Origin of the sequence: Candidatus Planktophila sp. (assembly GCA_030681675.1) — a bacterium.
GTDB lineage: Bacteria > Actinomycetota > Actinomycetes > Nanopelagicales > Nanopelagicaceae > Planktophila.
Genome location: JAUXRP010000012.1, coordinates 50,898 through 77,854, shown reverse-complemented (window position 1 = coordinate 77,854; position 26,957 = coordinate 50,898). Strand labels below are relative to the sequence as shown.

Genomic DNA, 26,957 nt, shown 5'->3' with positions numbered 1-26,957 from the left:
GAGATAATTGCAACAGGTCCTAAGGCTTGGCGGATTGAATAAACATCAACACCAGTAGAGACTTCTTCTGAGAAACCACCTTTTAATAATTGCGGAATTCCGCATGCGAATTCAACGACTTCAAGGCCTCGCGTTACTTCTCCTGAAGCATCGCTTAAAACTTTTCCATGCTCATCCGTAATTAATGCGGCGATTTTTTCTTTATTGTGCTGAACTAGCTCACGAAAGGCAAAGAGAACTTGGGTGCGCTTAGTCAGTGAGCTGTGGCGCCAGGTTGCAAAAGCTGCGGTAGCAGCATCAACTGCACGATCAACGGTTACGGGATTACCAAAGGCCACGCTCTTGGTGACTATTCCAGTGGCAGGGTTATAAATAGTTCCACTGCGTTCTGGTGTAGTTGTATCAAGGGCGCCGTTAATCCAATGCGTGATCTGATCCATAGGTGCAATCTACTTCAGGGCATTAGAATGGCGCCAATTACTTCTTATTTAAGTTAGAGGCTATTTTCATGAGCACACCAATAAATGATCCAGCTAAGCAGGCGGCAGTAAGTGCGGCAGACCACAAGTACGTTTTCCACTCATGGTCGGCTCAAGGGGCGATTTCACCAATGCCCGTTGCAAGTGGCTCGGGCTCATATTTTTGGGATCACGAGGGTAAAACCTATTTAGATTTCTCATCGCAGTTAGTCTTTACAAATATCGGCCATCAACACCCTAAAGTTATTAAAGCTATTCAAGCACAAGCAGAAGTTTTGACAACTATTGCGCCCCAACATGCAAACGATGCACGTAATGAAGCGGCGCAGCGAATCGTCGAATTAGCCGGTGCGCATTTTGCCAAAATCTTTTTTACAAACGGTGGCGCTGATGCGATTGAAAATGCAATCCGTATGGCGCGCATGCATACTCATAAACATAAAGTTCTTTCAACGTATCGTTCTTATCACGGCAACACTGGCGCTGCGATAAATGCAACAGGTGATCCACGCAGATTCCCCAATGAGTTTGCATTTGGTCACGTACATTTCTTCGGTCCTTATCTGTATCGCACCTCTTTTTGGGCGCAGAGCGAAGAGGTAGAGTGCACGCGCGCTTTAGAACATCTCGAAGAGACAATTATATTTGAAGGACCTAACACAATCGCAGCGGTATTGATTGAAAGCGTGCCCGGAACTGCCGGCGTCTTAATGCCACCGAAGGGTTATCTCGAAGGTGTTCGTGCGCTGTGTGATAAGTACAAAATTTTGTGGATCGCCGATGAAGTTATGTCGGGCTTTGGCCGCACCGGAAAATGGTTTGCATATCAGCATGGCGCAACTGTCCCGGATCTAATCACTTTTGCTAAAGGTGTTACATCTGGCTATATCCAACTGGGTGGAGTTGTTATTAGCGAAAGCGTCTCCAAGACATTTGATGAAAAAGTTTTTGCCGGCGGCCTGACATATATGGGTCATCCACTGGCCTGTGCAACGGCCGTTGCAACTATCGATGTTATGAAGGAAGAGGCAATGCTTGAAAACGCCACCATGATTGGTGAGACGGTATTGGGACCTGGGCTTATAGAGCTCGCTAAAAAGCACAAAGTTATCGGCGATATTCGCGGTGCGGGTGTCTTTTGGGGCGTTGATTTAGTCAGTGATCGGACCACGCGCGAACCTCTTGCGCCATACGGTGCATCGAGTCCAGCGATGAATGAATTAGTAGCGGCCTGTAAGAAGAATGGTTTAATGCCATTTAATAACTTCAATCGAATTCATTTGTGCCCACCATGCAATATCTCAGTCGAAGATGCAAAGCTCGGTCTTGAGATGCTGGATAAGGCTTTGGATGAAATCGGAAAGTACTACACCGGCGATTAGTTCAACTAAGGAGTGCTTAAACGTTGAACCTAAATTCAACAACATCGCCATCATGCATGACGTAATCCTTACCCTCCATACGAACTTTGCCCTTTGCCTTGGCCTCGGCCATTGAACCTGCCGCGATTAAATCATCGAAGCTTACGATTTCAGCTTTAATAAAACCTTTTTGGAAATCGGTATGAATTACGCCGGCCGCTATTGGCGCAGTGTCACCTTTGTGAATTGTCCATGCACGAACCTCTTTCGGTCCGGCGGTTAAATAGGTCTGTAAACCTAAAGTACGAAAACCAACATGAGCCAGCGTTGCCAGCCCTGGCTCTTCAAGACCGATTGATTGTAAAAGTTCAAGTGCATCTTCATCGCTGAGTTCAGTTAATTCTGCCTCGGTCTTAGCATCTAGAAAAATCGCTTCGGCCGGTGCGACGAGCGCCGACAAACTAGCGCGTAGTTCAGCATCATTTAACTCGGCGGCATCGACATTAAAGACGTAGAGAAATGGTTTAGCCGTTAACAACTGAAGTTCGGCGATAAGAGGCAATTCGACTTTGCTGCTCGAAAGAGGTTTACCTGAATTGAGAACTGCTTCTGCCTCTTTAACGGCATCGACAATATGCTGGCGCTCTTTGTGCATACGCGCTTCTTTTTCTAATCGAGGTAATGCCTTTTCAATTGTTTGTAAATCGGCGAGTGCTAATTCAGTATTAATAATCTCTATATCGCTGGCTGGATCTACCCGTCCTTCGACGTGAATTACATCGCCATCGCTAAAAACGCGGATAACTTGGCAGATCGCATCGGTTTCGCGGATATTGGCTAAGAACTTATTGCCAAGTCCCGCACCCTCAGATGCGCCCTTTACGATTCCAGCGATATCGACGAATGAGACGACTGCCGGAAGTAGGGTTTGGGATCCCACGATTGCAGCCAGGGCGGCTAAGCGGGTATCAGGTACTCCTACAACCCCGACATTGGGCTCAATGGTGGCAAAGGGGTAGTTAGCGGCAAGAACGTTGTTTTTGGTTAAGGCGTTAAAGAGAGTGGATTTACCCACGTTTGGCATGCCGACGATTCCGATTGAGAGGCTCATAAGGAGTAGAGCCTACGCGGGATTGTCGGTACTGCCTGCCACGATAGCCCCATGCCTTCATACATAGTGACGCTTCTCCTCGGCCTACTTGCAGGTGGTGCAATCGGCTATCTTCTGCGCGCCTCGAAATCCGGTGTGGCAGATCGTGCCCTGCTCGATGATTACAAAGCCCAGTTAGCGGCAGAGCGTGAAAAAACTGAATCGAGCGTTAAGTTAAATGCCGAACTCAACGCTGTCAAAGAATCGGTACAAAAACTCTCCACCCAATCCAATGAGGCAAATCGAATACGCACCGAAGCGGAAGCAAAGCTCGAGACAACAATTAACGAGATGCGTCGCGCTTCAGAATCAATCTTCGATGAAACGAAGAAAATAGCGGGGGCGTTATCGAATACGCAGACTCGCGGAAAATTCGGTGAGGCACAACTTGAACTATTACTTCAAGGTGCGGGTCTGCGCGATGGTCACGAATACAGCCGACAGAAATCTACAACCGATGCCGACTCTTCTGGAATTCCAGATATCACCGTAAAGATGCCAGGCGGCAGCTCAATATTTATTGACTCAAAGTTTCCATTTGATCGCTTTCTAGAAGCCTTCGGGACCGAAGATCAAAATCAGCGCGATGAGTATTTAACTTCGCACACCAAGGATTTGCTCAAACATGTCGAAGCGCTAGCAAAGCGCGGGTACCACAAATCAGCGGGCTCCCCCGATTTCGTTGTGCTCTTTGTTCCATTTGAAACGCTTTTATCTGAAGCCTTGCGCATCGATCCGAATTTACTCGAAAAAGCATTTAAGGTCGGCGTTACGATTGCAACTCCAACGTCGATGATGGCATTGCTACGCACTATTGGCTACATCTTTACACGCAATAAACTCGCTGAAAACGCCGATGAGATTCAAAAGGTTGCGAGTACATTTCTAAAAAATATTACACTGCTCCATACCAAGATAGTTGCCGTCGGTAAGGCGATTACTTCCACAGCTAAGGCTTATGAGGATTTAGTTCCAACGGCAGAAAAGACGGTACTTAGCCCTGCCCGCAGGATTCACAACTTGGGTGTGAGCGGAGACAAAGATAAACTCGCCATTGAATATCCCGAGGCACCTGCTTCGGTGCGAGAGTTAAAGAGCGATGAGATTGGTGGCGATGATGATTTCATCGATGCCGAAGAGATCAGCGAAGAGGAGCGATAAATGAGCCTTTCCAGCAAGATTGCGATTCAAGGACCGGGATTAAAGAAACAGGGCATCATAATTTTGCAGACTTTCTTCATCGGGCTTTTTACCTATATTGAACTGTGGCTTCGAAGTGGTGTTGGCATTATCACTGGCGTAATCATCCTTCTATCTTTTTACGGTGGAATCCGATTTGGTCGCCCTGGAACAACATATGTTGCCGTTGTTACACCACCGCTTGCCTTTGCCTTTAGTGCGCTTTTGTGGACAATCATCCTCGTTGGCTTTAAACCATCACGCCTTGCAATCGATGTCGTTGCAGCCCTAGCAAGTGAGGCGCCATATTTAATCATCGGTACGATATATGGCTGGTTTATTTTCCTTAACACTAAGGCGAAAAAGAGACTACCTAAAGTTCGCGGTTAATTAAATAGTTTTCCCACATCGACATCGCGCCTTCAGCATCCATTAAATCAATTTCTGCTTGAGATATATAAAGATTCTTCAGTAAGCGAAGTGCAAGCCATGTAGGAACTGGTTCGTGGATGGATACTTCTTTACCAGGCATTTCCCCTTGACCTAAATATGCAATTACCTCTCTTAAACTTTGAACTTTCTGACTAGGCGCCAATGTATCCAATCGATCTCGCAACTCTTTGTAAATCTTTGAATCCGCACGTGCTCCAATCGCCCAGATTTCGGCAATCTCTATTATTACTGAGCCTGACTCATCGGTGTGTGTTCGCCAAATTATTCGCCAATGTCGATCACCGACCGTCAACTTTCTCCAACCGATGAATCCACCAAGTAATGGATGGCCAGCCATTGGATTACGTTCTATTAAGAGAATCTTTTTAAGAACCTGACGTAGTAACTCTTTATTCTTCTTAGATAATCTCAGTAAATCCTCAACAGCTGGTTCAATAAATTGAACGTGTACAATTAATTTATTATCTCTCGGCACGTGAAATTAGTGCATTCCAGCGTTTAATTCGCTTTCGAGTTCAGCTTCAAGGATTTCTCTATCATATCCAAGAGATGCTATGACCTCGTCCAGGGTTGACCGTTTTCCGCGATCACTTGCAAGGCGGGCAAGAACTAGTGAAGCGCTTCGCAAATCTCTCTCAAGTTCTTCCAATTCATCAAAACGAGATATTCCAATGATGGCCGCAACAGGTGTTCCGTGTTTTTCCACAATTAAGGGCTGGCCATTATAGGCTTGGCGCAGGATTGCAGAGACTCCGCGTTCGGTAGCTTGAGAAACCGTCAGGGTTTCAAACTGGGTTTTGTCCATAGGAAAACTATACAGTTTTCTATATAGATTTCAAGGCGAATCCAGGTAACTCTTGATAACCCGAAACTAATTCTGCCCAGCAGCTTTGAGATCTTTACGGAGTTCGGCAGGAAGAGAGAAGAGCAACGACTCTTGAATCGCCGTCACGGTTTCAACATCTCCGTAACCCCTCTCGGCTAGCCACACTAAAACATCATCAACCAAAATCTCTGGCACCGATGCACCACTTGTTAAACCGATTGTTTCAACGTCGGTTAACCAATGCTCTTGTATCTCCTCGGCGTAGTCGACTAAGTGCGATGCCCTAGCTCCGTATTCGAGTGCGACTTCGGCCAAACGCACTGAATTAGATGAGTTTTGTGAACCCACAACGATTACTAAATCAGCATTCGCCGAAATCGCTTTAATCGCCTCCTGACGGTTTTGCGTTGCATAGCAAATGTCATCACTGGGTGGATCTTGGATATCTGGGAAGCGCTCTTTTAGAATTGCAACGGCCGATAAAGTCTCATCAACGCTCAAAGTAGTCTGTGAAAGCCAGACTAATTTCTTTCCAGGTGTCGGAACTACGCTTCTTGCGCCATCTAAACCATCGATAACTCGCACCTGACCTACAGCCTCACCGGCTGTGCCCTCAACTTCCTCGTGACCTTCGTGGCCAATAAGCAAAATCTCAGCATCCTCTTGTGCAAATCGTCGAACTTCATGATGAACTTTGGTAACTAAGGGGCAGGTGGCATCGATAGTTTTTAGCTTTCGAATGGCCGCCTCCTCATGAACACTTGGTGCAACGCCATGTGCCGAAAAAACGACGGTCTTGCCTTCTGGTACCTCATCGGTCTCATCGACAAAGATTGCACCCTTGGCCTCAAGGCTTGCGACAACGTGCACATTATGAACAATCTGCTTTCTTACATAAACCGGGGCACCATAGAGCTCCAAAGCTTTTTCGACGGTTATAACGGCGCGGTCAACGCCGGCGCAATACCCACGGGGCGCAGCAAGGAGAACTCTCTTAGCCATGGAGTGAGTCTATTAGGCTCATCTCATGTTCGAAAGTTCAAGTGAATCCCCGGCCTCGGTCAAGGTCGTCACTGAGGCGATTAAAGAGTATGTCGATCGATTAGGCCCGATTTGGATTGAAGGTGAAATCAGCGAACTCAACGAACGTAGCGGGGTTATGGCATTTATTCGTCTGCGCGATCCGAGTGCTGATATGTCCCTTTCGGTTATGTGCCATAAATCAGTTATCGCCGCCGCTCAACCATTACCTGCAAATGCTCGCGTTGTTCTGTATGCAAAGCCAACGTGGTACACCAAAAATGGTTCGCTGACTTTATCGGCACGAGAAATTCGACAGGTAGGAGTTGGAGAACTTCTTGCACGTCTTGAAGCGCTTAAGTCTTTGTTAGCCACCGAAGGTCTATTTGATTCAGATCGCAAAATAGAACTCCCGTTGTTGCCTAAAAAAGTTGGTCTTATCTGCGGAAGAAACACGGATGCAGAAAAAGATGTCGTTGAAAATGCTAAGCGGCGTTGGCCGAGCGTCGTATTTGAAATTCGCGAAGTTACGGTGCAAGGTGCCGCCGCAGTAACTGAAGTTTCGGCGGCTTTGCGCGAATTAGAGGCCGATGTCAATGTAGATGTCATCATCATCACGCGTGGTGGAGGCTCCTTTGAAGATCTTCTTCCATTTAGTGATGAGGGATTAGTGCGCTTAGCAGCATCGTGTTTGACTCCAATTGTTAGCGCTATTGGCCATGAGAAAGATTCACCATTATTAGATTTAGTGGCAGATTTTCGAGCATCGACCCCAACCGATGCCGCCAAACATGCCGTGCCGGATATTAATGAAGAGATTGAAATGATATCTGGGCTACGTGATCGCGCCCGCCGTAAAATATTAAATCTCATTGATTTAGAAACAACGAGATTGACGAACTTCAGAGACCGTCCGGTCATGAGAGATCCCCACCTTCTCATTACTTCTCGCGCTGAAATAATTCTTGCTCTTCGTGAGCGCTCTCTACGTAGTTTTGGCGGCCACCTCAAGCTAGCAATAGAGGAGCTTTCTCAGATTAAAGCTCGGGTCCGTGCACTTTCACCGCAAGCCACATTAGATCGTGGCTACTCTGTTGTGCAGTTATCCACTGGTGACATTGCCCGCGATGCCAGTACTTTGAAAGTTGGAGATTTGCTTCGCCTGCGTTTAGCTAAGGGCGAGAGTTATGCCACAGTGACTGCCTACAGCGTAAAGGGGTAGATTTAACCTATGGTCGAAAAGAAGATTTCATACGAGGCCGCGCGCGATGAGTTAGCTGAAGTAGTCGCCGCCCTTGAAACCGGAAGTGCCACTCTCGAAGACTCCTTAAAACTCTGGGAGCGCGGTGAAGAGTTAACAAAAATCTGCCAGGAGTGGTTAGACGGGGCAAAGAAGAAATTGGATGCGGTCAAGCCGTAAATCAGATGCCAAATTTTTCATACTCTGAACTCTTGCCTTTAGGTGAAGATGATACGAAGTATCGTTTTGTTGGTACCGAGGGTGTAACTGTCGTGCGATACGGTGATAAAGAGTTTTTGCAGGTCGAACCTGAGGCCCTTGAAAAACTAACTGCTGAAGCAATCCACGATATTTCGCACTACTTGCGTCCTGCACACTTGCAGCAGTTGGCTAACATCATTCTAGATCTAGAGGCATCACCCAATGATCGCTTCGTCGCAACGGATTTATTGAAAAATGCCAATATCTCAGCCGGTGGGGTTCTGCCGATGTGCCAAGACACAGGAACAGCTTTGGTAATGGGAAAAAAGGGCCAGCGAGTTTTAACTACTTCAAAAGATGAGATTGCGATTTCGCAGGGAATCTATGATGCTTTTACGAAATTGAATCTGCGCTATTCGCAGATGGCCCCCGTGACAATGTGGGAGGAAAAGAATACCGGCAATAACCTTCCTGCCCAGATTGAAATATTTGCCGATAGCGATCATCCCGATGAGTACAACTTCCTCTTCATCGCAAAAGGCGGGGGTAGCGCAAATAAATCATTTTTATACCAGGAGACAAAGGCGATTTTAAATCCAACTTCCTTCATGAATTGGCTCGATGAAAAACTGCGTTCGATTGGCACTGCCGCCTGTCCGCCGTATCACTTGGCAATCGTCATCGGTGGAACAAGTGCCGAACACACCGTTAAAACGGCCAAGTTAGCTAGCACTAAGTATTTGGATTCACTCCCAACTACCGGTGATGCTGCAACTGGTCATGGCTTTAGAGATATTGATTTAGAGCAACAGGTTTTAGAGCTAACAAGAAAGTTAGGAATTGGTGCTCAGTTTGGTGGAAAGTACTTCTGCCACGATGTTCGAGTTGTCCGCCTGCCTCGCCATGGTGCATCACTTCCAATTGCAATAGCAGTCTCCTGTTCTGCCGATCGACAGGCAAAGGGTAAAATCACTAAAGAGGGAATTTTCCTTGAGGAGCTAGAGCGAGAGCCAGCGCATTTTCTTCCAGAGACAACTGACGAACATTTAGATGACGACGTTGTAGCGATTGACCTCAATCAGCCGATGGAGAAAATCCGTGCCGAGCTCTCTAAATACCCAGTCAAAACGCGGCTTAGCCTTACCGGAACATTAGTTGTCGCCCGAGATTTAGCCCATGCCAAAATTAAAGCGGCAATAGATAGCGGCGCTCCGATGCCCGAATATCTAAAGAATTACGCGGTGTATTACGCCGGTCCAGCTAAAACTCCAGCGGGATATGCCTCGGGCTCATTTGGTCCAACTACGGCCGGGCGCATGGACTCGTATGTTGAGTACTTTCAATCTAAAGGCGGTTCATTTGTCATGCTGGCAAAGGGCAACCGATCTAAGGCCGTCACCGAGGCCTGTAAAGCAAACGGTGGCTTTTACTTAGGATCGATCGGTGGGCCTGCGGCCAGACTTGCTTTGGAGTGCATCACAAAAGTTGAAGTCCTAGATTTTGAAGAGCTCGGTATGGAGGCCGTCTTTAAAATCGATGTCGTAGATTTCCCAGCCTTTATCGTCGTCGATGACAAGGGAAATGATTTCTTTGCCGAAACCAGCACGCCATTACGTATAGGTCCGAGGCCCTAAAACCTACCGAATGGATTAAGCCCGTTTGGTTGGCTTCTTTGTCTCTTTGGAATTGGCGACCTTGGCGCGTTTAACTATCTCTTTTGGTGGATTCGCAGGTGATGTCAACCTAATAATGGTCCTCACAGAATTCCATTGCAAATGCTCCAAAAAGGCGTTGATATCTAGCGATTGATTTGCAGCCTCCACGAAAGACTCTGCCCATCGATTAAGTCTCCAGCCACGGGAAGTAAAAATTCCACGCCATTTAACGTGCGAAGAAAATTCAAACATAACCGACCAGAGTTGCCCAGCATTGGCTCCTTGTCCATAAAAATCTCGGGGAGAGATATTCATATAACGATCAAGAAATTCGTGATCAAGTTTTGACGTTAAACCTCCAAAATCAATTTTAAGATCCGTCCTCAAAATTCTTCCATCCAAACGAATGTGCCCCGGACCTACCCTTTGTATTTTCACATCTGCAGGTAGAACTAACTCAAGTCTCCGGTATAAGTGTTCGCCGTCACCTGCCTGAATTAAAACTCTCTCCTCAACCAATCCATCAATTTTAGTCTCTCGGTGTAGCTCGGTAAAATGCCGATTTTTATCGCTCTTGTTTTCGACCAACACGATTCGGTCTTCGAGCGGGCGGGAGAGTAAGTCCAAAACCCGATTCGATGCAACTAATGGAAGTAAATCATCGCGCGAGTGTTCGCGACACATTCCAGCGAAACTATCGTCGGAAAAATATTCAGTAAGGTGCCTTGAAAGTAACTCTAAATACACGTACTCGAGAGATTCGCGCAGCAATGATGCCCCGGTCCCCTCTAGATTTTTGCCGTCTGCTTCCTTAGACTCGGCTGAAATTAAGGACAAGATTGGTTCATTCTCCCACTGAAGTCTCAACGCCTCATTTTCTTTCGTAACGGCTCCGAAAGTCTCCACAAGCATTTCCGTGAGATCATAATCTGGAATCTGGATAAGCCGATTTTTAAGTATGGGCACAACACCCCCGAATTGCACCGTCTCATCCAGACCTCGAAATTGAATAGCGAAGGCAATCACCAACGTCCCTACAATAACTATCGCGCCTGCGATGAAACTTCGAACATCGCCTATCTCGGCCACAATCCCCACCGCCAAAAGGTGTACGCCAAGTGCAAGAAGTGCGGCTACGACAGCGATTTGTACTAAGCCAGAGCGTGCTGTAAAAATTCTCCCAATAATTTTCAAGAACTTTCCCTCCTACTAAACGGCACAATCAGATTATTCGATGTGTTCTCTAGAGATTCCCTGAGTGAATGAAAATCGCGACTAGTAGTAGCGCTTAGATTTAAAAAATGACCACGCTTTGCATGGGGTCTCATAGCGAATAGTGATGTAGCGCAACCCCCAACGGATCTGGGTAACTGGATTAGTTCTCCAGTCTGATGCCACAACTGACATCTTGTCAGCCGGCAGAGCCTGTGGAATTCCATGAGCGCCGGAGCGATAGTTATGCGCTTTATAGTTCCAGTGGCTTTCCTTAGTCCAGAGATTGTTTAGACATGAGAACTCCTTGTCCCCCATGCCATACTCATCGAGAAGAATAAACTTACCTACCTTTTTAGCTCCAAAGCTGGTTCGGGCCATTTCAACTTGATGGCTTATAGAGGAGACGAGAGCTAGGTCGCTTGAGAAGATCGCTCCGATGCGCGTCGTTGCAAGATCAATAGAGCCATACAGCACCCCTGCGCTAAGCGGGGTAGCCTCTTCAAATGCCAAAGCCCTTTCATTAAGTGTGGGCTCGATCTCGATACTGGTGGTCACCGGAAACTCTAGACCGTATGCACTTGGAAGTAGCGAGGTTAGAAAGAGCATGGAGGCTATAACGCCCCAGATAGCTACGTATTTGCTACGACGCTTCATCTCACTCCCTCCCTTTATCTAATCAGCCCATAAGCAATTGGCCTCAAGTGAGACCTTATTGATTACGGGGAAGGCTTTAGGGTGTCGTGTATGGGGTATATCGGCAAATTTATTCAAGCGTAAGTTGCAAATTCACAGAAACACCAAGGGCTGTGGATGAGTAAAAGCGCAGGTCAGTACGTATGATGTCCGAAATGTACCAATTGTGACTGTGAGATTGTTTCTAGCCCTTTTAAGAGGCTTCAACCGCCTACCCTACGATGGGACCTTCCAGCATTTCCGTGACAAGGGCCGCAATCGGCGAGCGCTCCGAACGGGTCAGGGTCACATGGGCAAAGAGTGGATGACCTTTAAGGGTTTCAACAACTGCTACCACGCCATCGTGGCGACCTACTCGCAAGTTGTCGCGCTGGGCAACGTCATGAGTCAAAATGACGCGTGAGCCCTGACCGATTCGAGAGAGGACAGTTAAGAGAACTCCCCTTTCTAGAGACTGAGCCTCATCGACAATGACAAATGAGTCATGCAGTGAGCGCCCACGAATATGAGTTAAAGGTAAAACCTCAATTAAACCGCGATCAACAATCTCATCGATGACGGCCTGGCTTACTAAGGCGCCTAAAGTATCGAAGACAGCTTGGGCCCATGGTGACATTTTTTCACCTTCACTCCCAGGCAGATAGCCAAGTTCTTGGCCACCCACTGGATAGAGAGGGCGGAAGATAACTACCTTCTTATGGATTCGTTTCTCCATGACCGCTTCAAGTCCGGCGCATAAAGCCAGCGCCGATTTTCCAGTTCCGGCACGACCACCGAGTGAGATGATCCCAATGGAATCATCGAGTAAGAGATCTAATGCGATTCGTTGCTCGGCGCTTCTGCCATGCAAACCAAATGCACTTCGATCTCCCCGAACTAACTGCAGCTGCTTGTCAGCGCTTACTCGGGCGAGTGCGCTTCCGCGATCAGAGTGGAGTACGACCCCAGTGTGAACAGGGAGTTCGTGAGCTGCCTCGTGATCGGCGCGATCAGATGCGTATAGATCGTCGATGGTATTAGAGGCAACGTCCAGTTCAACGATTCCAGTCCAACCACTATTCGAGACAAGTTCAGCTAAATACTCCTGGGCCTCAACACCGACTGAGGATGCTTTAACGCGAAGGGGTAGGTCTTTAGTGACGAGTACAACATCCTTTCCATCACCCATTAAATTCTTGGCAATGGCCAGGATTCGCGAATCATTAGTGCCATCACGCAAAAAACCCTGCGGCAGCGTCGAAAGATCGGTGTGATTGAGCTCCACGGAGAGCGTTCCACCCTCAGGAGTAACGGTGAGCGCTTTGTCGAGGCGACCATGGGTCAGGCGAAGATCATCAAGTGCGCGAAGGGCGGCTCTAGCAAAGTAGCCGAGCTCTGGATGGTCGCGCTTTGTTTCTAACTCGCCGATGACAGCAATCGGGATTATGACTTCGTGCTCTGCAAACTTATAGAGCGCGCCAGGATCGGCCAGCAAAACACTGGTATCTAAAACAAAGGTCTTCCTACCGATTTGACTCTTAGAAGCCAATGGCTGAACTCCTCGATTTAAGTTGTACTAGTCGGGAACTACTTCGGATATGAAAAAGATAGAACTAGATTTACTCGATTGCGCCTCGACACGCACGGATGCACTGTTAAATCTTGAAGAATTACTTATGAGCCAAAGCGACGTTGTCGCAAAGAGTATGCGCGCAAGGCACGCAAAAAATCCACGCGGCGAAAATCTGGCCAATATGCCTCGCAGAAGTAGAACTCTGACAGTGCACTCTGCCATAACAGAAATCCTCCAAGTCGCTGCTCCCCTGAAGTTCGAATAAGGAGTTCAGGATCTGGCTGTCCGGCGGTATATAAAAATTTTGAAATATCTTCACTCGTTAGGTGTGCCTTAGCTTCTTCGAGTGAACTGCCCGCCCTTTCTTCCTCACTCAAATAACACTTCACTGCATCTACAATTTCGCGGCGACCGCCATAGCTAATAGCGACATTAACTTCGATGCCGTCTCCACGGATAGGTTGAAGGTTGCTTAGTTTGTGGCTAAGCCATTCGGGAAGCAGATCTAAAGCGCCTACAGCTTTAATATTCCATCGACCCTTGGCGGCTAACTCATCCACAGTCTCACCGATGATTTTGAGCAGTTCATCTATCTCGGCAGCGCTTCGTTTGAAATTATCTGTTGATAGGAGCCAGAGCGTAACAACGCGGACATCGGCCTCTTCGCACCAGCCTAGAAACTCTATAATTTTACTAGCCCCAGCTTTGTGCCCATTAGGGTCGGATAGATTGGGATTGGCTTTAGCCCATCGCCGATTTCCATCCAAGATAACTCCAACATGGTGTGGGGTCTTTGAAAAATCCAATGATCGCACTAAACGCCACTCATAGAGTGGGTAGAGAAGTGACTTAATTAATTTACGAATAGCGGCGTACAACTCGGCGCTCAGCTAACAGTGATGCGATTGGCAGCGTACCGGCCAGAATCAAGCCAAGCATCTTCATAATTGGCCAGCGTGCCTTAGTCGCAAATTGAATTGCAGTTATTACATAAACAAGATAAACCCATCCATGGACAAATGGAATCCATGCAACTTTATCTTTCCCTTCGCCATTGTTTAGTAGATATGCAACTGGAATATCTACAAACCATAAAAGAAGTGACATAACGCCTGCGATTATGGCCATTATTCGAAAACGGAGAATTGCAGATTTCATAGGTCTACCTTACGACGATAAAAGGGGAGGTAAAGCACCACTCCCGCCATCAGCCACCAGATCACCACATACGACAGATGCTGCCAATAGAAACCCGGGATTCGCGAGATGAGTTTCTCGGCACTGACCCGAGTCCGAAGAAATTCATCTCCATTGTGGCTTTCACTGGCGGCCACGATATAGCCATCGAATACATCTAACTCTGTGATTCCCACAACAACTGCACTATCTAGACGCGAAATCACTCCAGGCGAATTAACGGCTCGATCCCCATCTTGACGTGCATGAAGCTGTCCGACTACATCGATGACCATCGACTGTTGGATATCTGAATTGAGGCGCCGTTCAGACCATAAACCGCGAACGACCAAAATCCCCTCATTTGTTCCCACCTGCAACAGTGCGACCTCCCAATCATCGAGTTTTCCGATTGCATCTTTTTGGTTAGGAGCTTTGAAGTGAGCAATATATTGCCCAGAGACTTTCACCTGTCGATTTAATGCGCTGGGTTTGAGCGAAGTATTTGCGGCGGCTATTGATTCAAGTGAGACAATATTTTGGTCCACCAAAGTTGCAGTGACCAAGCTAGCTTTTAACGCCGCTGCTCGATCTAGCTGCCAGATTCCAAGTGAAAAAAAGATAGATGCTAGAAGGAGAACTGCAAGAGCCGCTGCAATCCGTGATCCAAGGTTTTTACTTTTCGGTTGTCTCATCGCTTCGATCAACGCCCATAAAGCGTTTATAGAAACTTCGCATTAAAAAAACTACGACGATAATCAATATGGCAATGGTAAGTGAGCCAGCTGGCCCCATCCCAATATCTTTTTGCATGACATAATCATCCCATGCCAGCCGAGTTCTCTTACAACGATCGATATGGAATCCGCTCAGGAAATCGATGGCTTGGGGCAGCTATTTTTTTTGGCATTTCTGGAATCGCCTGGCTTTTGTGGGCAGGGTTGCATCACTCAAATCCACCAATTAGATACTCTTTAATCTCATACTCAATAACTTCTGAGAAAGAGATCTCAGTGCGTTACTCAGTGCTGCGCCAAGACGCGAACCAGATCGTTGTCTGCACTCTGATTGCTCGGGATTTCGATAAAAACGTGGTGGGACAAGTAGATGATGAGATTGAAGCTGGTCTAGCCGCGTTTGAGCGCACGACAAGCGTGCAATCACGCGGACCCGCAGTCAATGCCGATGTAATTGGTTGTCGTCTCAAGTAATCACCTAGTACCTTTGCTCCTTATGAGCTCACAGACCTGGTTGACGCAAGAGGCTGCAGATCGATTACGGGCCGAGTTAGAGAATTTAGAGGGGCCAGGGCGCAAAGAGGTGACGGCAAAGATTGAGGCGGCCCGAGCCGAAGGTGATTTAAAGGAAAATGGTGGTTACCACGCCGCTCGAGATGAGCAGGGCAAGATGGAGGCACGGATCCGCCAGTTAAAGCAGATGCTTGATAACGCTCATATCGGAAGCCCACCACCTAGCGCCGATGGAAGAGTTGGCGCTGGAATGGTTGTCACGGCCATTATCGCCGGTGATGAGATGAAGTTCTTGCTGGGATCGCGCGAAATTGCATCAGGTGATCTCGATGTCTACAGCGAGAAATCTCCACTCGGCTCTGCCGTAATAGGAGTTGAAATCGGTGCAAAGGTTTCTTACACAGCACCCAACGGTCGCGAAATCTCAGTTGAGGTTATTGCCGCCGAGTTCTACTCATAAAAGCAGCCGGTTTCAATTTGAGGTATTAGCGTATTTCCTCACACTCAATGGAATAAAGATCGCCATTAAAAGAATCATGTACAACAACGATGTCTCCAATGGATGTTGGCTAGGCCACGAGCTAGCGGTGGCTCCGAACTCATTTTCTAAACCAAATAACTGCCGGCATGCCGCGACCATCGATGAAACTGGGTTCCATTCAGCCACATACTGCAGCGCTCGGGGCATTCCAGTTGTGGGAGCAAATGCATTCGATAAAAATGTCATAGGAAATGTAACCAGAAATCCAACGTTCTGAACGACGCGGGCATCTCGAACAACGAGACCTACATAGATACCAATCCAAGAGAGGGCATAGCCAAAAGCAAAGAGGAATAGGAAACCTAGAGAGATTCTCATTAGGCCTGAGGAAGGACGCCAACCAACTGCAAAGCCAGCAGCGGCCATCACAGCTAGAACTAATATATTTAACAGTGCGTCTCCAAAGGTCCGACCAATGACTACTGCCCCGCGTGAGATTGGTAGTGATCTAAAGCGATCGATGAGACCCTTCTCCATATCTTGCGCTAAGCCCGATGCCGTTGCTGCCAATGTGAAAGCTACTGTCTGGACGAAGATGCCAGGCATGAGAAGTTGTACATATCCACCGGGTTGTCCCGTTGCGATCGAGCCACCAAAAACATATCGAAATAAGAGGACAAACATGACGGGCTGAATGGTTGAGAAAATGAGTAGTTCCGGGATTCGAGCTAGTTGTAATACTTGGCGCTTAGTAATAACCAAAGAGTCACTTAGTACATGCTTCATTTTCTTCCCCCTATTCTCTTCTTGACCGGTTCGGCGACCTTCTCTTCCGCGACATGGCCAGTAAGAGATAAGAAAACATCATCGAGAGAGGGTCGCTTGAGGGCAATATCTAGCGGGTGAATTGAGGCCTCGTCTAAGGCACGTAGCGCCTGAATCAAGGCGCTTGAACCAGTTGTAACTGGTGCACTCACAGTTCGCCCATCCAGGTGAGTTGCACTCCCACTGACGTGAGCGATTATCTCTTGCACTTTAGTTAAATCATGGTTTTCAGCGGTTATCTCTAAGCGTTCACCGCCCACCTGCTTTTTTAATACATCTGAAGTTCCACGAGCAATGACTTTCCCATGATCGATTACTGCGATCTCATCGGCCAATTGATCAGCTTCTTCTAAATACTGAGTTGTTAATAACACTGTTACTCCACCTGTAACTAACTCTTCGATTACACCCCACATCTCCATGCGCCCACGTGGATCAAGTCCTGTGGTTGGTTCATCGAGGAATAGAACCTTGGGTTGCACAATTAATGATGCAGCTAAATCTAGGCGGCGACGCATTCCACCTGAATATGTTTTGATCGGTCGGCGTGCACTTTCAGTAAGTGAAAACCTTTCAAGAAGTTCATTTGCTCGATCAATCGATGGTTGTTTTCCTAGATGATACAAGCGCCCAAACATAACTAAGTTGTCCCAGCCAGTTAGCGTCTCATCGACAGCTGCATATTGACCAGATAAACCAATAACTTCGCGAACTTTGTCGGGATGTTTTATTACATCAATACCTGCAACATGAGCGCTTCCTGAATCTGGTTTAAGTAGAGTTGCAAGAATTCGAACAGTAGTAGTTTTACCTGCGCCATTTGGACCTAACACACTGAGTACTGTGCCTTCAGTGACATCGAGTGACAAGCCATCTAATGCTCTCACTTCACCTTTGTCATAAGTCTTGACTAGCTGTTCAGCGCTCACTGTCTTCACGCGGTAACCTTACCCTTATGTCCAATAATCCACCCCTTAACGCATCGTCCAAAGCCCACACCCACCGCGAGATTATGGTCATTCTTGGCGGGCTTATGACGGGAATGCTCTTGGCCGCCTTGGACCAGACGATTGTTTCAACTGCGTTAAAAAATATCGTTGAAGAGTTCGATGGCCTCAACCACTACACCTGGGTCGTTACCGCGTACCTTTTGACTTCGACTGCATCAACTCCTCTGTATGGAAAAATCTCTGATATTTACGGGCGCAGACCAGTATTTCAATTTGCAATCGTTACATTTCTAATCGGATCATTACTTGCTGGGGCAGCCCAAGATATGAACCAGCTGATTGCAACCCGTGCACTTCAGGGTCTGGGTGCCGGTGGATTAATGGCGCTAACTTTTGTAATCATCGGTGACATCGTTCCTCCACGCGAACGCGGCCGCTACCAAGGTTATTTTGGCGCAGTATGGGGATTGTCCTCAGTAACCGGCCCACTTTTAGGTGGATTTTTTTCTGATCATGAACAGATCCTTGGAATCACCGGGTGGCGTTGGATCTTCTTCATTAACATTCCTTTTGGTATCGCATCGCTTTTGATCACTTCAGCAGTTCTACATATTCCAAAAGTTAAGCGTGATCACAGTATTGATTTCCTAGGTGCCATTCTCATGGTGACTTCAGTCTGTTTAGTTCTTCTTTCAGTTTCAATTTATGGACCACAATTCGGTTGGACCGACGCTAGAACGACAATCTTCTTAGTCGTTGGATTAATTCTGGCTGTCGTGTTTCTCTACTGGGAGAGTAAAGCAACAGAGCCAATAATTCCTCTCTACTTATTTAAAAACCACACTTTCTCATTAACCTCAGCACTTGGTGCAGTCATTGGCGCTGGAATGTTTGGCGCAATTGTCATGCTGCCGCTCTATTTCCAGGTCGTAAAAGGCTACTCGGCTACCGACGCCGGGCTAAAATTAATTCCATTGATGCTCGGAGTCGTTACCACCTCAATCTTTTCTGGCAAAATGATTTCGAAGCACGGCCACTACAAGCGATTCCCAATAATTGGAACGGCAATTATGACCGTTGGAATCTTGTTGATGACACGTTTGCAGATCGATACGCCTTACTGGCAGATTGCAATCTTTGCAATCATGGTCGGCGCTGGACTTGGTTTATCTATGCAAACCATTGTTATTGCCTTGCAGAATGCAGTTGATTTCAAAGATATGGGTGTGGCAACAAGTAGCAATACGTTTTTTCGATCTCTTGGCTCAGTCTTTGGTACCGCAATATTCGGAAGTATTTTGACTAATCGAGTAGTTCATTACATGAGTTCAAATTTTGCTGATTTAGCTAAGAACAATCCAAAAGCCCTAGACGGCTTTGATATGTCTCAACTTGGTGCGCTTACTACAAATACTGCTGTATTACAGAGTTTCCCACCTCTCATAAAAACTACCGCCCTTGAAGCATTCGTGAGCTCTTTCCATATTGTCTTTTACGCTGCAGCACCAATTGCTGCCTTAGGTTTTCTCCTAGCACTAATGCTTCGGGAGACACCATTGCGCACCTCTGAGGATTACGCAGCCGCCCGTGAAGAGGCAGCAGGAGAATCAATCGGGTAATGCAATCTCCATTTAAGGATCTGCCGCGTGAAATATCAGTTCTTGTTGCAGCATCCTTTTTTGTAGCCGTTGGTTTTGGAATCGTACTTCCCGCTATTCCGGTTTTTGCTCGAAGCTTTGGTGTAAATAATGCTGCTATCGGCTTAATTGTTTCAATGTTTGCTATCACCCGTTTTGCATCTGGGTTAATCTCAGGAAAGCTTGTTGATCTATTCGGCGAAAAAGCAGTTTTCTCGACTGGTGTCTTTATGGTCGCACTCTTTGTTTTTCTCGCAGGTTTATCAACGACTTACACGCAACTATTAGTTTTTAGGGCAGCTGGAGGCCTTGGCTCTTCGATGTTTTCCGTTGCCGCTGGATCGGTCATTATGCGCTCTGTCGATGACGAGCATCGAGGTCGAGCACAGGCCGTCTACAACGGAGCCTTTTTATTTGGAGGTGTTTCAGGACCTGCAATTGGGGGTTTACTCTCACTTATTTCACTTAGAGCACCTTTTTTCGCTTACTCAGTCATGCTCTTAATCTCGGGTGCTGTAGCTCATTTCTTCCTTAAGGGAGAGAAGATCGGTAAGCGAGAAATAGATTTAGATTCCACCGAGCACACAACGGTACGCGAAGCTCTTGCCATGAAGCCATACAGAATCGCTCTCTTGTTGGTCTTCATTGTCAATTGGGTTGTCTTCGGTATGCGCGCATCGGTTATGCCCATCTTTGTTACCGAAGTTCTCAACTCAACCACGGCATTTGTAGGATATGGCTTTACCTTAAGTGCAATATTTCAAGGTGCATTACTTATGCGCGGGGGGCGCATCTCGGATAGTAAAGGTCGCAGATTCGCCTCGGTTGTGGGTTCGAGTATTGCTTTAGTTGGAGTGCTTCTCTTAACTTTTGCTACTCACCCTTGGATGTATTTAGTTGCAATGTCCATCATGGGAATCGGTGGTGCATATCTATCAACAACTCCGGCGAGCATAGTTGGAGACATAATCCGCGGCCGTGGCGGTCAGGTTATTGCAATTTTTCAGATGGCCGGTGATGCCGGAATGATTGTTGGACCCCTGATTATTGGAGCTCTCTCAGACCTATATTCGTATCGCACCGCTTTTGCGGTATCGGCAATTGTCTTTGCAATCGGTGTGGTATTTACAACTCGGATTCCTGAAACGCGAAATAGCTATATATCTGGAGAAAGCGAAAAGCCCCAGATTAATAATCTGAGGCCTCTCGATTAATCTTTTCTAATTAGTCGTTACCACGCAGGATTGATAATAAGCGCAGAACCTCTAAATACAGCCACACAATCGTCACCATTAAACCAAATGCAGCTCGCCATGACTCTTGCTCTGGCAGACCTGCGTTGATTCCTTTTTGAATCTGATCAAAGTCTAAAATCAAGAAGAAACTTGCAAGAACCATTCCGCCGGTTGCAATGATTAAACCAAAGCCACCAATGTTATAGATGCTTGCACCAAATAGTGAGCCAACCATGAAGAGAAGGGCTAGTACAACGTAGCCAATCAATGCCGTCATTAAGACCTTAGTGAATTTTGGCGTTACGCGAATACGTCCGCTTTTATAAGCAAACAACATTCCAGTAAACGCACAGATCGTCACCAATATCGCCTGGCTTACAATGCCTTGATACATGTCGTTGTAGAGATTGCTGATAGTGCCAAGCGCTAAACCTTCAAAGGCAGCATAGGCAATAATCAATCCCGGTTTCACGGTTTTGCTAAAGCTGTTAACCATTGCAAGGGCAAAGCCACCGAAGACGCCGAGCAGCATCGCGCCGCCACCTAAGTTAAGCGTCCACGCAGCTGCGCCAACGGCCACAAGAACTGCAAATAAAATGCCAGTACGAGTGACAACGTCATCAATCGTCATGCGACCGGTGCGCAATGAAGATGCTGCTGGTGCGTTATAAATATTCTCTAGCGCTGCGTCGGTCTCAGTGTGTACTTTGGGATCAAATGCAGCGTATCCACGCTGATTAAACGCCCGTCCTAAAACAGGGTTTGAACTGCGCATATCTTTTCTCTCCTTTTGGTATACAGCCAGAAGTTCTGGCAGTTGCCTAACGATAATTCATTGGGCATAACAAGTTTAGGGCTAGGAAGATTCCCAGGCGAAATGAAACGAGCCTTGGCTGCTTAAAAACCCCTGTGGATGTCGATTTTTCATGTCCGCAAGGTCACCCCAACCACCCCTTCCCTTTATTTCGGGCCAGAGTAGTGTGAAGTTATCAAAGCTAAAAAGTGAGAGAGCGGGTAGCGAAAATGACCGACCGTTTCGCAGGCAAAGTAGGAATCATCACTGGTGCTGGCTCCGGAATCGGCAAGGCAACAATTGAGCGATTTGTAGCTGAAGGTGGAGTTGGAATTGGCGTCGACATGGTCAAAGAGCGCCTCGAGATTCTTGAAAGTGAGATGTTAGCAAAGGGTTTTTCTCTTAAGACCGTTGCCGGAAATTTGATGGATGATTCGACCATAGATGCTGTAATTGAAGCAGCCGGTGCAAAAATTGATATCTTAATTAATAATGCGGGAATCTTAGATGAGTTCGTTCCTCTTGAAGATATTGATGATCAACTTTGGAACCGCGTAATTGGTGTGAATCTCACCTCTGTAATGAAGTTAAGTCGCGCAGTTGTTAAGCAGATGCTCAAAACCGGTGGTGGAAGTATTGTCACGACGGCAAGTGCAGCTTCTTTTAAGTCGGGCATTGCGGGTACAAGTTATGTTGCCAGTAAGCATGGTGTCGCTGGACTCGTGAAGTCGATGGCAACCCTTTATGGCCCCAAAGGAATCCGATCTAATGCAGTGGCACCCGGTGCGGTTGCTACAAATATCATGGATCAAACCAGGCCACCACGCGGTGCAGCAACAATGCAAGAGCTTGGAATTAATATGGCAAACATGGGAACAATTGGCCAACCAGAACAGCTAGCGGCAGCGATTTTGTTTCTTGCAAGTGATGATGCCTCTTACATCAACGGCGTAATTCTCCCCGTCGATGGTGGCTGGGTCGCGCGTTAATACGTGCCGGCTTCTGAAATATTAAGCTGCAGGTAAACCTGCGATGACTATTTCAGACAATGGCAATCGCACACGAGGAGCCTTTTCGCGCTCCTGCAAAATCTCATTATCAAGGTGCTCGGCAGGTGCTTGCTGACCAAGTACTAAAATTGCCGTTTGCACATAATTATCTGGAAGTGAGAATTCAGTTTTTACTTCATCGCGATTAAATCCAGCAATGGGATGGACAGCGATGCCACGATGATTCGCTTCCATTGTCATAAAAGCACTTGCGAGCCCTGCATCATAAAGTGCGAAGGGACGAACTGATCCATCGTCATTTGTTGTCACCGCGACTACGAGAATTAACGCTGATGCTGATGGAGCCCAGGTTGCGTTGAAGCCTGCGAAGTGTTTCGTCAAATTCTCAAAATGTGAATCTCCACGTTTTGCCACGATGAAACGCCATGGTTGCTGATTACCGCTTGAAGGAGACCATCGTCCTGCTTCTAGAATCGCCGCAATATCAATATCGGAGATTTCAGCTACCGCATCAAAGGAGCGTGGGCTCCACCGGTTGGCAATCAAAGGGCTAAGGGATACTGATGTGTCGGCAGGTTTTAACATGTGAGAATGCATCCTTTTGTTCATTAACTACTCATCGCAAATCGCGGAGATATCAGGTAAACAGCGCCGTACGTATGAAATATTCCCAATTTTCATATGAAGTGTGCCCCGCGTGGTAACCCACACTGGGAGGATATTAAGTCCTCTGCCTCTGCCATTGGGATACCAGAAGGCACGCGATTTAATCGTAAAGCGAAGCCTGCTAGAGGCGAGAGAGTGGATTGAGAAACGGTCCTACAGGTTTACGCGTTAACCACTGGACTCTTCATGACAAGGGCACCAAGCAAGCCCGATACATCAATGAAGGCGAACTTTACGAAACAATCGCTACCTGCGTAAGGCAAGAGAATTACCCCGTTATGAAGCAGCGCACCACATGAATAGAGGACGTTTGGTGTGTAGCCCTCACGCTCTTCATCATTGGCAATTAACATTGGCTGATCTAATGAGCCGATTACCCGAGTCGGATCTTCAAGATCGAGCAATATCGCTCCGATTCCATATTCACGCATTGGGCCTACTCCATGGGTGAATACCAACCAACCTTCGGGTAATTCAATCGGAGAACCACAATTTCCGCGCTGAACTTCTTCCCACGGCATTGTCATTAGATCGATATCGATCGCCTGGCCCCAATCAAATGCATCGCTTGAAGTAGCAATGCTGATGTTCTCCTTGTCCCAGCGAGAAAGGCTGTAGTAAAGATCATTAATCTTCCGTGGGAAGAGAGCCATTCCTTTATTTTTCGAAGATGGCCCCACTAAGCGAGTGACTTCGAACTCTTGAAAGTTACGCGTCTGTAAAAGATGGGGTGTAACTCGCTCTCCGTCATAGGCAGTGTATGTGGCCCAATATTGATCCTGATTATCGCCATCGACAAAACGCGTAAAGCGCGCATCCTCCATACCGTGAGTCTCGTCTGGCGAATGGGGGAAAAGAATCCGTGACGAGATCTCGCGGTGGATAGGAAAATCGATTTTGTAACTGCACAGACAGATACGTTTAACGACTTCAATCATTAAGGATGATGTGACTCCAGCCAATGCATCGGCATTTACTGATGCGATCGCTATATTGAGATCCTCAATAAGAAATACCTCTGGTAGGAGCGAGAGGAGAAAGATAATATCTCGTGGATCTCCGACTTCAGCAAATGCTTTTTCTAAGAAGCTCTTCGTCATCTTCGAAGTCGAGGGCGTGCCTACCGTCAAATGCTTCTGCGGTGGATCAATTGCAATATCAGTTCCGTTAAATACCGCCGTTCTAAATTCAATACTTGAGATATGTCCTTCGCCAACAGCACGCAAACTCATTATCACTCGTAGCTCTCCTGGCGCTAAGCGCGATTGGTCGGGATGCATTACTACTGATGGGTTAAAGAGTGCGGCCCCTTCAATCGAATATTCCTTTGTGAAATAAGAACCAATCAATTGTTTGAGTTCATCTGACAGCACGGTGCTTGGGCTAAGACGATGAGAGACCTTTGTGAAGTTCTCTGCAAAAACTTGCAACAAATCATCGTGGCGACCACAGAAACGGTCACACGTACTCTTCAATGTTTCGTGCACAAGGTCAGGTGACATTGCAACGATGCGATCAATTACTGAATCTGTTCTTACAATATCATCGCCAGCAATTTCTTTACCGGGTAAGTATAGAAGACTGATCACTCGTTTATCATCAGCGTAGATGGTCTTATTCGATCTAATTACCCAAGGCCATTCAACACTCATAAAATGACTATACTCTTAAACTATGGAAACACCATTCGGGTTTGTGAGCACCTTTCCACCAACACTATGTGGCATTGCAAGTTTCACAGCCTCACTAATGAGCGCAATAAATGAATATCAAGATTGTCCAAGCAGCGTTATTGCTCTTCTTGAACCTGGTGATATTTTTCCTCAAGGCAATGTCCCTCCAGAGGTCGCTGGCTTTCTTCGCCAGAATGATGATTACTCGCTGAAGTTAGCTCTTAAGATTTTGAACAAAAATAATATTGCGATCATTCAACATGAATTTGGAATTTACGACGGACCAGATGGAGATGAAGTATTAAAAATTGCTTCAGGTACGCGCATTCCACTCATCACCATTCTTCACACCGTGATGCGTGATCCAACTCCTGGACAATTTCGTGTACTGACCAAACTCTGCGAACTCTCAACCATTGTTGTTGTAATGAGTAAGACGGCTCAAACCCACATCATTAATCTCTACGGCATCGACCCTTCAAAGGTACGGTTACTTCCCCATGGCGCTCCGGAAATTCCTGCGGTATCTCTTGAGCTCCCCAAAGCTCACCCCATGATTCTTACATGGGGGTTGCTCGGACCCGGAAAAGGGCTGGAGTTAGCAATTTCAGCGATGGGATTATTGAAAGATATGGAGCCGGCGCCGCACTACGTAGTAGTGGGTAAAACTCATCCAAAAGTAATTGCACGCGAAGGCGAGAGGTACCGGGAGAGTTTGGAAAAGTTAGTCAGAGATAGTGGCCTTGAAGAGATCGTTTCTTTTGTGCCTGAGTACCTCGAGCGAAGTGAAATCATTGAACACATCGCGCGGGCTTCAATTATCCTGTTGCCATATGAGACTACCGAGCAAACCACTTCTGGTGTATTGACCGAAGCCCTCGCTGCGCTCAAGCCAATCGTCTCCACTGAATTTCCGCACGCAGTCGAATTGTTATCCGGTGGAGCCGGAATTGTGGTCCCGCACAATGATCCGAAAGCGATAGCACGGGCTATTCGCAGCATTATTCAAGATCCTGCAGTTGTCCTTAAGATGCAGCAAAAATCCCGAGAATTTGCCGGCGAGCTTTTATGGCCCGTTGTTGCTGCTAGCTACATCTCTCTCGCCCACTCGTTATTAACGACACAAGTTTCTGCATGAGTGTGACCGCAGCCAGATTAAGCTTCCATCATCTGCAGCGACTTACCTCAAAATTTGGACTCCAAGAACACTCGATATTTGGGGATCCCCGGAATGATGAAGGTCACTGTGTCGATGATGTCGCTCGAGCGCTGATTCTTCTTTGTCGCGAACCAGAAGTAAAAGATCCCTATAAACCATTAATTGATCTCTATCTAAGTTTCATATCGGCGGCAATCGCAGAGAACGGCCAATGCCACAACCGAATGGGCTCTGATGGGAAGTGGACTGATCTACCTGCTGTTGGTGATTGGTGGGGACGAGCTGTCTGGGCGATGGGATTTGCTGGCGTCCATGCACCCGAGCAAGCTCAACGGGCATTAGCGATCAATGGTTTTAGGAAACTTGCTCGGACTCACTCCCCACATCTGCACACTCGATCTTTCGCGGTTCTTGGTGCGGGTGAGTTCCTTCTCCATTTCCCTGAGGAGCAATCTGCGCAGGCAATCGTGCAGAAAGCGGAGTTGAGCGCTCTGCGCCCTATAAGCGATTCGTGGTTTTGGCCGGAAGAGCGTCTGAGGTATTCAAATGCGACTATTCCCGAAGCTGTCATGCTTGCTGGTCGCGTAACGGGTAACACTGCTGTGTTTGAAAACGGTCTTGCCATGCTCGATTTCTTGATCGATATCGAGACGTGCGGTTCACATTTTTCTGTCACTCCCGTAGGCGGGCGTGGGGTGCAATCAGTAGATTCACTCTTTGATCAACAACCGATTGAGCTTGCATCAATCGCAGATGCATCCGCACGTGCCTACTCGTTTACTCGTAACCCTCGTTACATCGATGAGGTTCAACGGGCATGGAATTGGTTCTTAGGCGCTAATGATGTCGGGGTACAAATGTTTGATCCACTGACACACGGTGGCTATGACGGGCTGCATGCGCTTGGGCCGAATCTAAATCAAGGGGCGGAATCGACGATCTCTATGCTTTCAACTGCCCAGCAGGCCTACCTGCTATCCGTAAGTCCTGGTCTATGAAGTAATTGAGCGTCACTTAACCATCGAGATGTGTTCATAATGAGCATAGACAGATTCAATACTTCATAATAATGCACTTA

Annotated in this window: 30 protein-coding genes; 13 read left to right on the top strand and 17 right to left on the bottom strand. The window is 47.1% G+C overall.

Features of this window, described 5'->3' with window-relative positions; genetic code table 11:
- Window positions 1-440 (bottom strand): aldehyde dehydrogenase family protein (locus Q8K48_03250; protein ID MDP1851415.1); only part of this gene is annotated, 440 nt, incomplete at its 3' end.
- A 68-nt stretch (window positions 441-508) separates the two neighbouring features.
- Here Q8K48_03250 and Q8K48_03245 point away from each other — a divergent pair.
- Window positions 509-1,861 (top strand): aspartate aminotransferase family protein, encoded by a 1,353-nt coding sequence (locus tag Q8K48_03245; protein ID MDP1851414.1) that lies wholly within the window; start codon window positions 509-511, stop codon window positions 1,859-1,861.
- A gap of 16 nt (window positions 1,862-1,877) precedes the next feature.
- Here Q8K48_03245 and ychF read toward each other — a convergent pair whose 3' ends face one another.
- Window positions 1,878-2,951 (bottom strand): redox-regulated ATPase YchF, encoded by a 1,074-nt coding sequence (gene ychF / locus Q8K48_03240; protein MDP1851413.1) that lies wholly within the window; start codon window positions 2,949-2,951, stop codon window positions 1,878-1,880.
- 51 nt (window positions 2,952-3,002) lie between these two features.
- Here ychF and Q8K48_03235 point away from each other — a divergent pair, with 51 nt between their 5' ends.
- Window positions 3,003-4,151 carry a DNA recombination protein RmuC gene (locus Q8K48_03235; protein MDP1851412.1) on the top strand — a complete coding sequence of 383 codons (1,149 nt, stop codon included), beginning with the start codon at window positions 3,003-3,005 and terminating at the stop codon, window positions 4,149-4,151.
- A complete protein-coding gene (locus Q8K48_03230) occupies window positions 4,152-4,559 on the top strand; it encodes a hypothetical protein (protein MDP1851411.1) in 408 nt (135 codons plus the stop codon). It begins immediately after the preceding gene.
- Here Q8K48_03230 and Q8K48_03225 read toward each other — a convergent pair.
- From Q8K48_03225 to Q8K48_03215, 3 genes are all read right to left on the bottom strand, one after another.
- The gene (locus Q8K48_03225) at window positions 4,543-5,097 is read right to left on the bottom strand and encodes a hypothetical protein (protein ID MDP1851410.1); all 555 of its coding nucleotides are present in this window, start codon (window positions 5,095-5,097) and stop codon (window positions 4,543-4,545) included. The genes Q8K48_03230 and Q8K48_03225 overlap by 17 nt on opposite strands.
- Before the next feature lie 6 nt (window positions 5,098-5,103).
- Window positions 5,104-5,427, bottom strand: coding sequence for a type II toxin-antitoxin system prevent-host-death family antitoxin (locus Q8K48_03220; GenBank protein ID MDP1851409.1), 324 nt, complete (start codon window positions 5,425-5,427; stop codon window positions 5,104-5,106).
- A gap of 66 nt (window positions 5,428-5,493) precedes the next feature.
- Window positions 5,494-6,450, bottom strand: coding sequence for a 4-hydroxy-3-methylbut-2-enyl diphosphate reductase (locus Q8K48_03215; GenBank protein ID MDP1851408.1), 957 nt, complete (start codon window positions 6,448-6,450; stop codon window positions 5,494-5,496).
- Between the two features lie 25 nt (window positions 6,451-6,475).
- On the opposite strand from Q8K48_03215, the gene xseA reads away from it, so the two are divergent.
- The 3 genes from xseA to Q8K48_03200 are packed head-to-tail and all read left to right on the top strand — an operon-like array spanning window position 6,476 to window position 9,543.
- Window positions 6,476-7,690 (top strand): exodeoxyribonuclease VII large subunit, encoded by a 1,215-nt coding sequence (xseA, locus tag Q8K48_03210; protein MDP1851407.1) that lies wholly within the window; start codon window positions 6,476-6,478, stop codon window positions 7,688-7,690.
- 9 nt (window positions 7,691-7,699) lie between these two features.
- Window positions 7,700-7,888 carry an exodeoxyribonuclease VII small subunit gene (locus Q8K48_03205; protein MDP1851406.1) on the top strand — a complete coding sequence of 63 codons (189 nt, stop codon included), beginning with the start codon at window positions 7,700-7,702 and terminating at the stop codon, window positions 7,886-7,888.
- Between the two features lie 5 nt (window positions 7,889-7,893).
- On the top strand, window positions 7,894-9,543 hold the full coding sequence (locus Q8K48_03200) for a fumarate hydratase (protein ID MDP1851405.1): 1,650 nt from the start codon (window positions 7,894-7,896) through the stop codon (window positions 9,541-9,543).
- A gap of 15 nt (window positions 9,544-9,558) precedes the next feature.
- Here Q8K48_03200 and Q8K48_03195 read toward each other — a convergent pair whose 3' ends face one another.
- The 7 genes from Q8K48_03195 to Q8K48_03165 all read right to left on the bottom strand — a co-directional run bounded on the left by Q8K48_03195 (window position 9,559) and on the right by Q8K48_03165 (window position 15,013).
- Complete coding sequence (locus Q8K48_03195; GenBank protein ID MDP1851404.1) at window positions 9,559-10,758, bottom strand: hypothetical protein; 1,200 nt, start codon at window positions 10,756-10,758, stop codon at window positions 9,559-9,561.
- A gap of 81 nt (window positions 10,759-10,839) precedes the next feature.
- On the bottom strand, window positions 10,840-11,433 hold the full coding sequence (locus Q8K48_03190) for a hypothetical protein (protein MDP1851403.1): 594 nt from the start codon (window positions 11,431-11,433) through the stop codon (window positions 10,840-10,842).
- 250 nt (window positions 11,434-11,683) lie between these two features.
- A complete protein-coding gene (locus Q8K48_03185; GenBank protein MDP1851402.1) occupies window positions 11,684-13,000 on the bottom strand; it encodes a PhoH family protein in 1,317 nt (438 codons plus the stop codon).
- 125 nt (window positions 13,001-13,125) lie between these two features.
- Window positions 13,126-13,902 (bottom strand): polyprenyl diphosphate synthase, encoded by a 777-nt coding sequence (uppS, locus tag Q8K48_03180; protein MDP1851401.1) that lies wholly within the window; start codon window positions 13,900-13,902, stop codon window positions 13,126-13,128.
- Complete coding sequence (locus Q8K48_03175; GenBank protein MDP1851400.1) at window positions 13,883-14,182, bottom strand: DUF3817 domain-containing protein; 300 nt, start codon at window positions 14,180-14,182, stop codon at window positions 13,883-13,885. Before Q8K48_03175 ends, uppS begins: the two co-directional genes overlap by 20 nt.
- Window positions 14,179-14,895 carry an SURF1 family cytochrome oxidase biogenesis protein gene (locus Q8K48_03170; protein MDP1851399.1) on the bottom strand — a complete coding sequence of 239 codons (717 nt, stop codon included), beginning with the start codon at window positions 14,893-14,895 and terminating at the stop codon, window positions 14,179-14,181. The genes Q8K48_03175 and Q8K48_03170 overlap by 4 nt, the downstream gene beginning before the upstream one ends.
- Window positions 14,876-15,013: a hypothetical protein gene (locus Q8K48_03165; GenBank protein MDP1851398.1), complete on the bottom strand. Its 138-nt coding sequence runs from the start codon at window positions 15,011-15,013 to the stop codon at window positions 14,876-14,878. The genes Q8K48_03170 and Q8K48_03165 overlap by 20 nt, the downstream gene beginning before the upstream one ends.
- Before the next feature lie 14 nt (window positions 15,014-15,027).
- Between Q8K48_03165 and Q8K48_03160 the strand changes: the two genes are divergently transcribed.
- Complete coding sequence (locus Q8K48_03160; GenBank protein MDP1851397.1) at window positions 15,028-15,411, top strand: DUF4307 domain-containing protein; 384 nt, start codon at window positions 15,028-15,030, stop codon at window positions 15,409-15,411.
- A gap of 22 nt (window positions 15,412-15,433) precedes the next feature.
- Window positions 15,434-15,910, top strand: a complete 477-nt coding sequence (gene greA, locus Q8K48_03155) for a transcription elongation factor GreA (GenBank protein MDP1851396.1) — start codon at window positions 15,434-15,436, stop codon at window positions 15,908-15,910.
- Window positions 15,911-15,922: 12 nt separating this feature from the next.
- Here greA and Q8K48_03150 read toward each other — a convergent pair whose 3' ends face one another.
- Window positions 15,923-16,717 (bottom strand): ABC transporter permease, encoded by a 795-nt coding sequence (locus Q8K48_03150; GenBank protein MDP1851395.1) that lies wholly within the window; start codon window positions 16,715-16,717, stop codon window positions 15,923-15,925.
- Window positions 16,714-17,694 carry an ATP-binding cassette domain-containing protein gene (locus Q8K48_03145; protein ID MDP1851394.1) on the bottom strand — a complete coding sequence of 327 codons (981 nt, stop codon included), beginning with the start codon at window positions 17,692-17,694 and terminating at the stop codon, window positions 16,714-16,716. The genes Q8K48_03150 and Q8K48_03145 overlap by 4 nt, the downstream gene beginning before the upstream one ends.
- Window positions 17,695-17,711: 17 nt before the next feature.
- On the opposite strand from Q8K48_03145, the gene Q8K48_03140 reads away from it, so the two are divergent.
- Window positions 17,712-19,325: an MDR family MFS transporter gene (locus tag Q8K48_03140; GenBank protein ID MDP1851393.1), complete on the top strand. Its 1,614-nt coding sequence runs from the start codon at window positions 17,712-17,714 to the stop codon at window positions 19,323-19,325.
- Window positions 19,325-20,557 (top strand): MFS transporter, encoded by a 1,233-nt coding sequence (locus Q8K48_03135; GenBank protein ID MDP1851392.1) that lies wholly within the window; start codon window positions 19,325-19,327, stop codon window positions 20,555-20,557. Before Q8K48_03140 ends, Q8K48_03135 begins: the two co-directional genes overlap by 1 nt.
- A gap of 10 nt (window positions 20,558-20,567) precedes the next feature.
- Here the strand turns inward: Q8K48_03135 and Q8K48_03130 are convergent, their stop codons facing one another.
- Window positions 20,568-21,353, bottom strand: a complete 786-nt coding sequence (locus Q8K48_03130; GenBank protein MDP1851391.1) for a Bax inhibitor-1/YccA family protein — start codon at window positions 21,351-21,353, stop codon at window positions 20,568-20,570.
- Between the two features lie 248 nt (window positions 21,354-21,601).
- Here Q8K48_03130 and Q8K48_03125 point away from each other — a divergent pair, with 248 nt between their 5' ends.
- The gene (locus Q8K48_03125; protein ID MDP1851390.1) at window positions 21,602-22,360 is read left to right on the top strand and encodes an SDR family oxidoreductase; all 759 of its coding nucleotides are present in this window, start codon (window positions 21,602-21,604) and stop codon (window positions 22,358-22,360) included.
- A gap of 21 nt (window positions 22,361-22,381) precedes the next feature.
- Here the strand turns inward: Q8K48_03125 and Q8K48_03120 are convergent, their stop codons facing one another.
- Both Q8K48_03120 and Q8K48_03115 read right to left on the bottom strand, forming a co-directional pair.
- Window positions 22,382-22,966: a nitroreductase family protein gene (locus Q8K48_03120; GenBank protein ID MDP1851389.1), complete on the bottom strand. Its 585-nt coding sequence runs from the start codon at window positions 22,964-22,966 to the stop codon at window positions 22,382-22,384.
- Between the two features lie 242 nt (window positions 22,967-23,208).
- Window positions 23,209-24,699, bottom strand: coding sequence for a glycoside hydrolase family 130 protein (locus tag Q8K48_03115; GenBank protein ID MDP1851388.1), 1,491 nt, complete (start codon window positions 24,697-24,699; stop codon window positions 23,209-23,211).
- 22 nt (window positions 24,700-24,721) lie between these two features.
- Between Q8K48_03115 and Q8K48_03110 the strand changes: the two genes are divergently transcribed.
- Entirely contained in the window at window positions 24,722-25,858 is a 1,137-nt protein-coding gene (locus tag Q8K48_03110; GenBank protein MDP1851387.1) for a glycosyltransferase, read from the top strand.
- A complete protein-coding gene (locus Q8K48_03105; protein ID MDP1851386.1) occupies window positions 25,855-26,877 on the top strand; it encodes a hypothetical protein in 1,023 nt (340 codons plus the stop codon). The genes Q8K48_03110 and Q8K48_03105 overlap by 4 nt, the downstream gene beginning before the upstream one ends.
- Window positions 26,878-26,957: the final 80 nt, after the last annotated feature.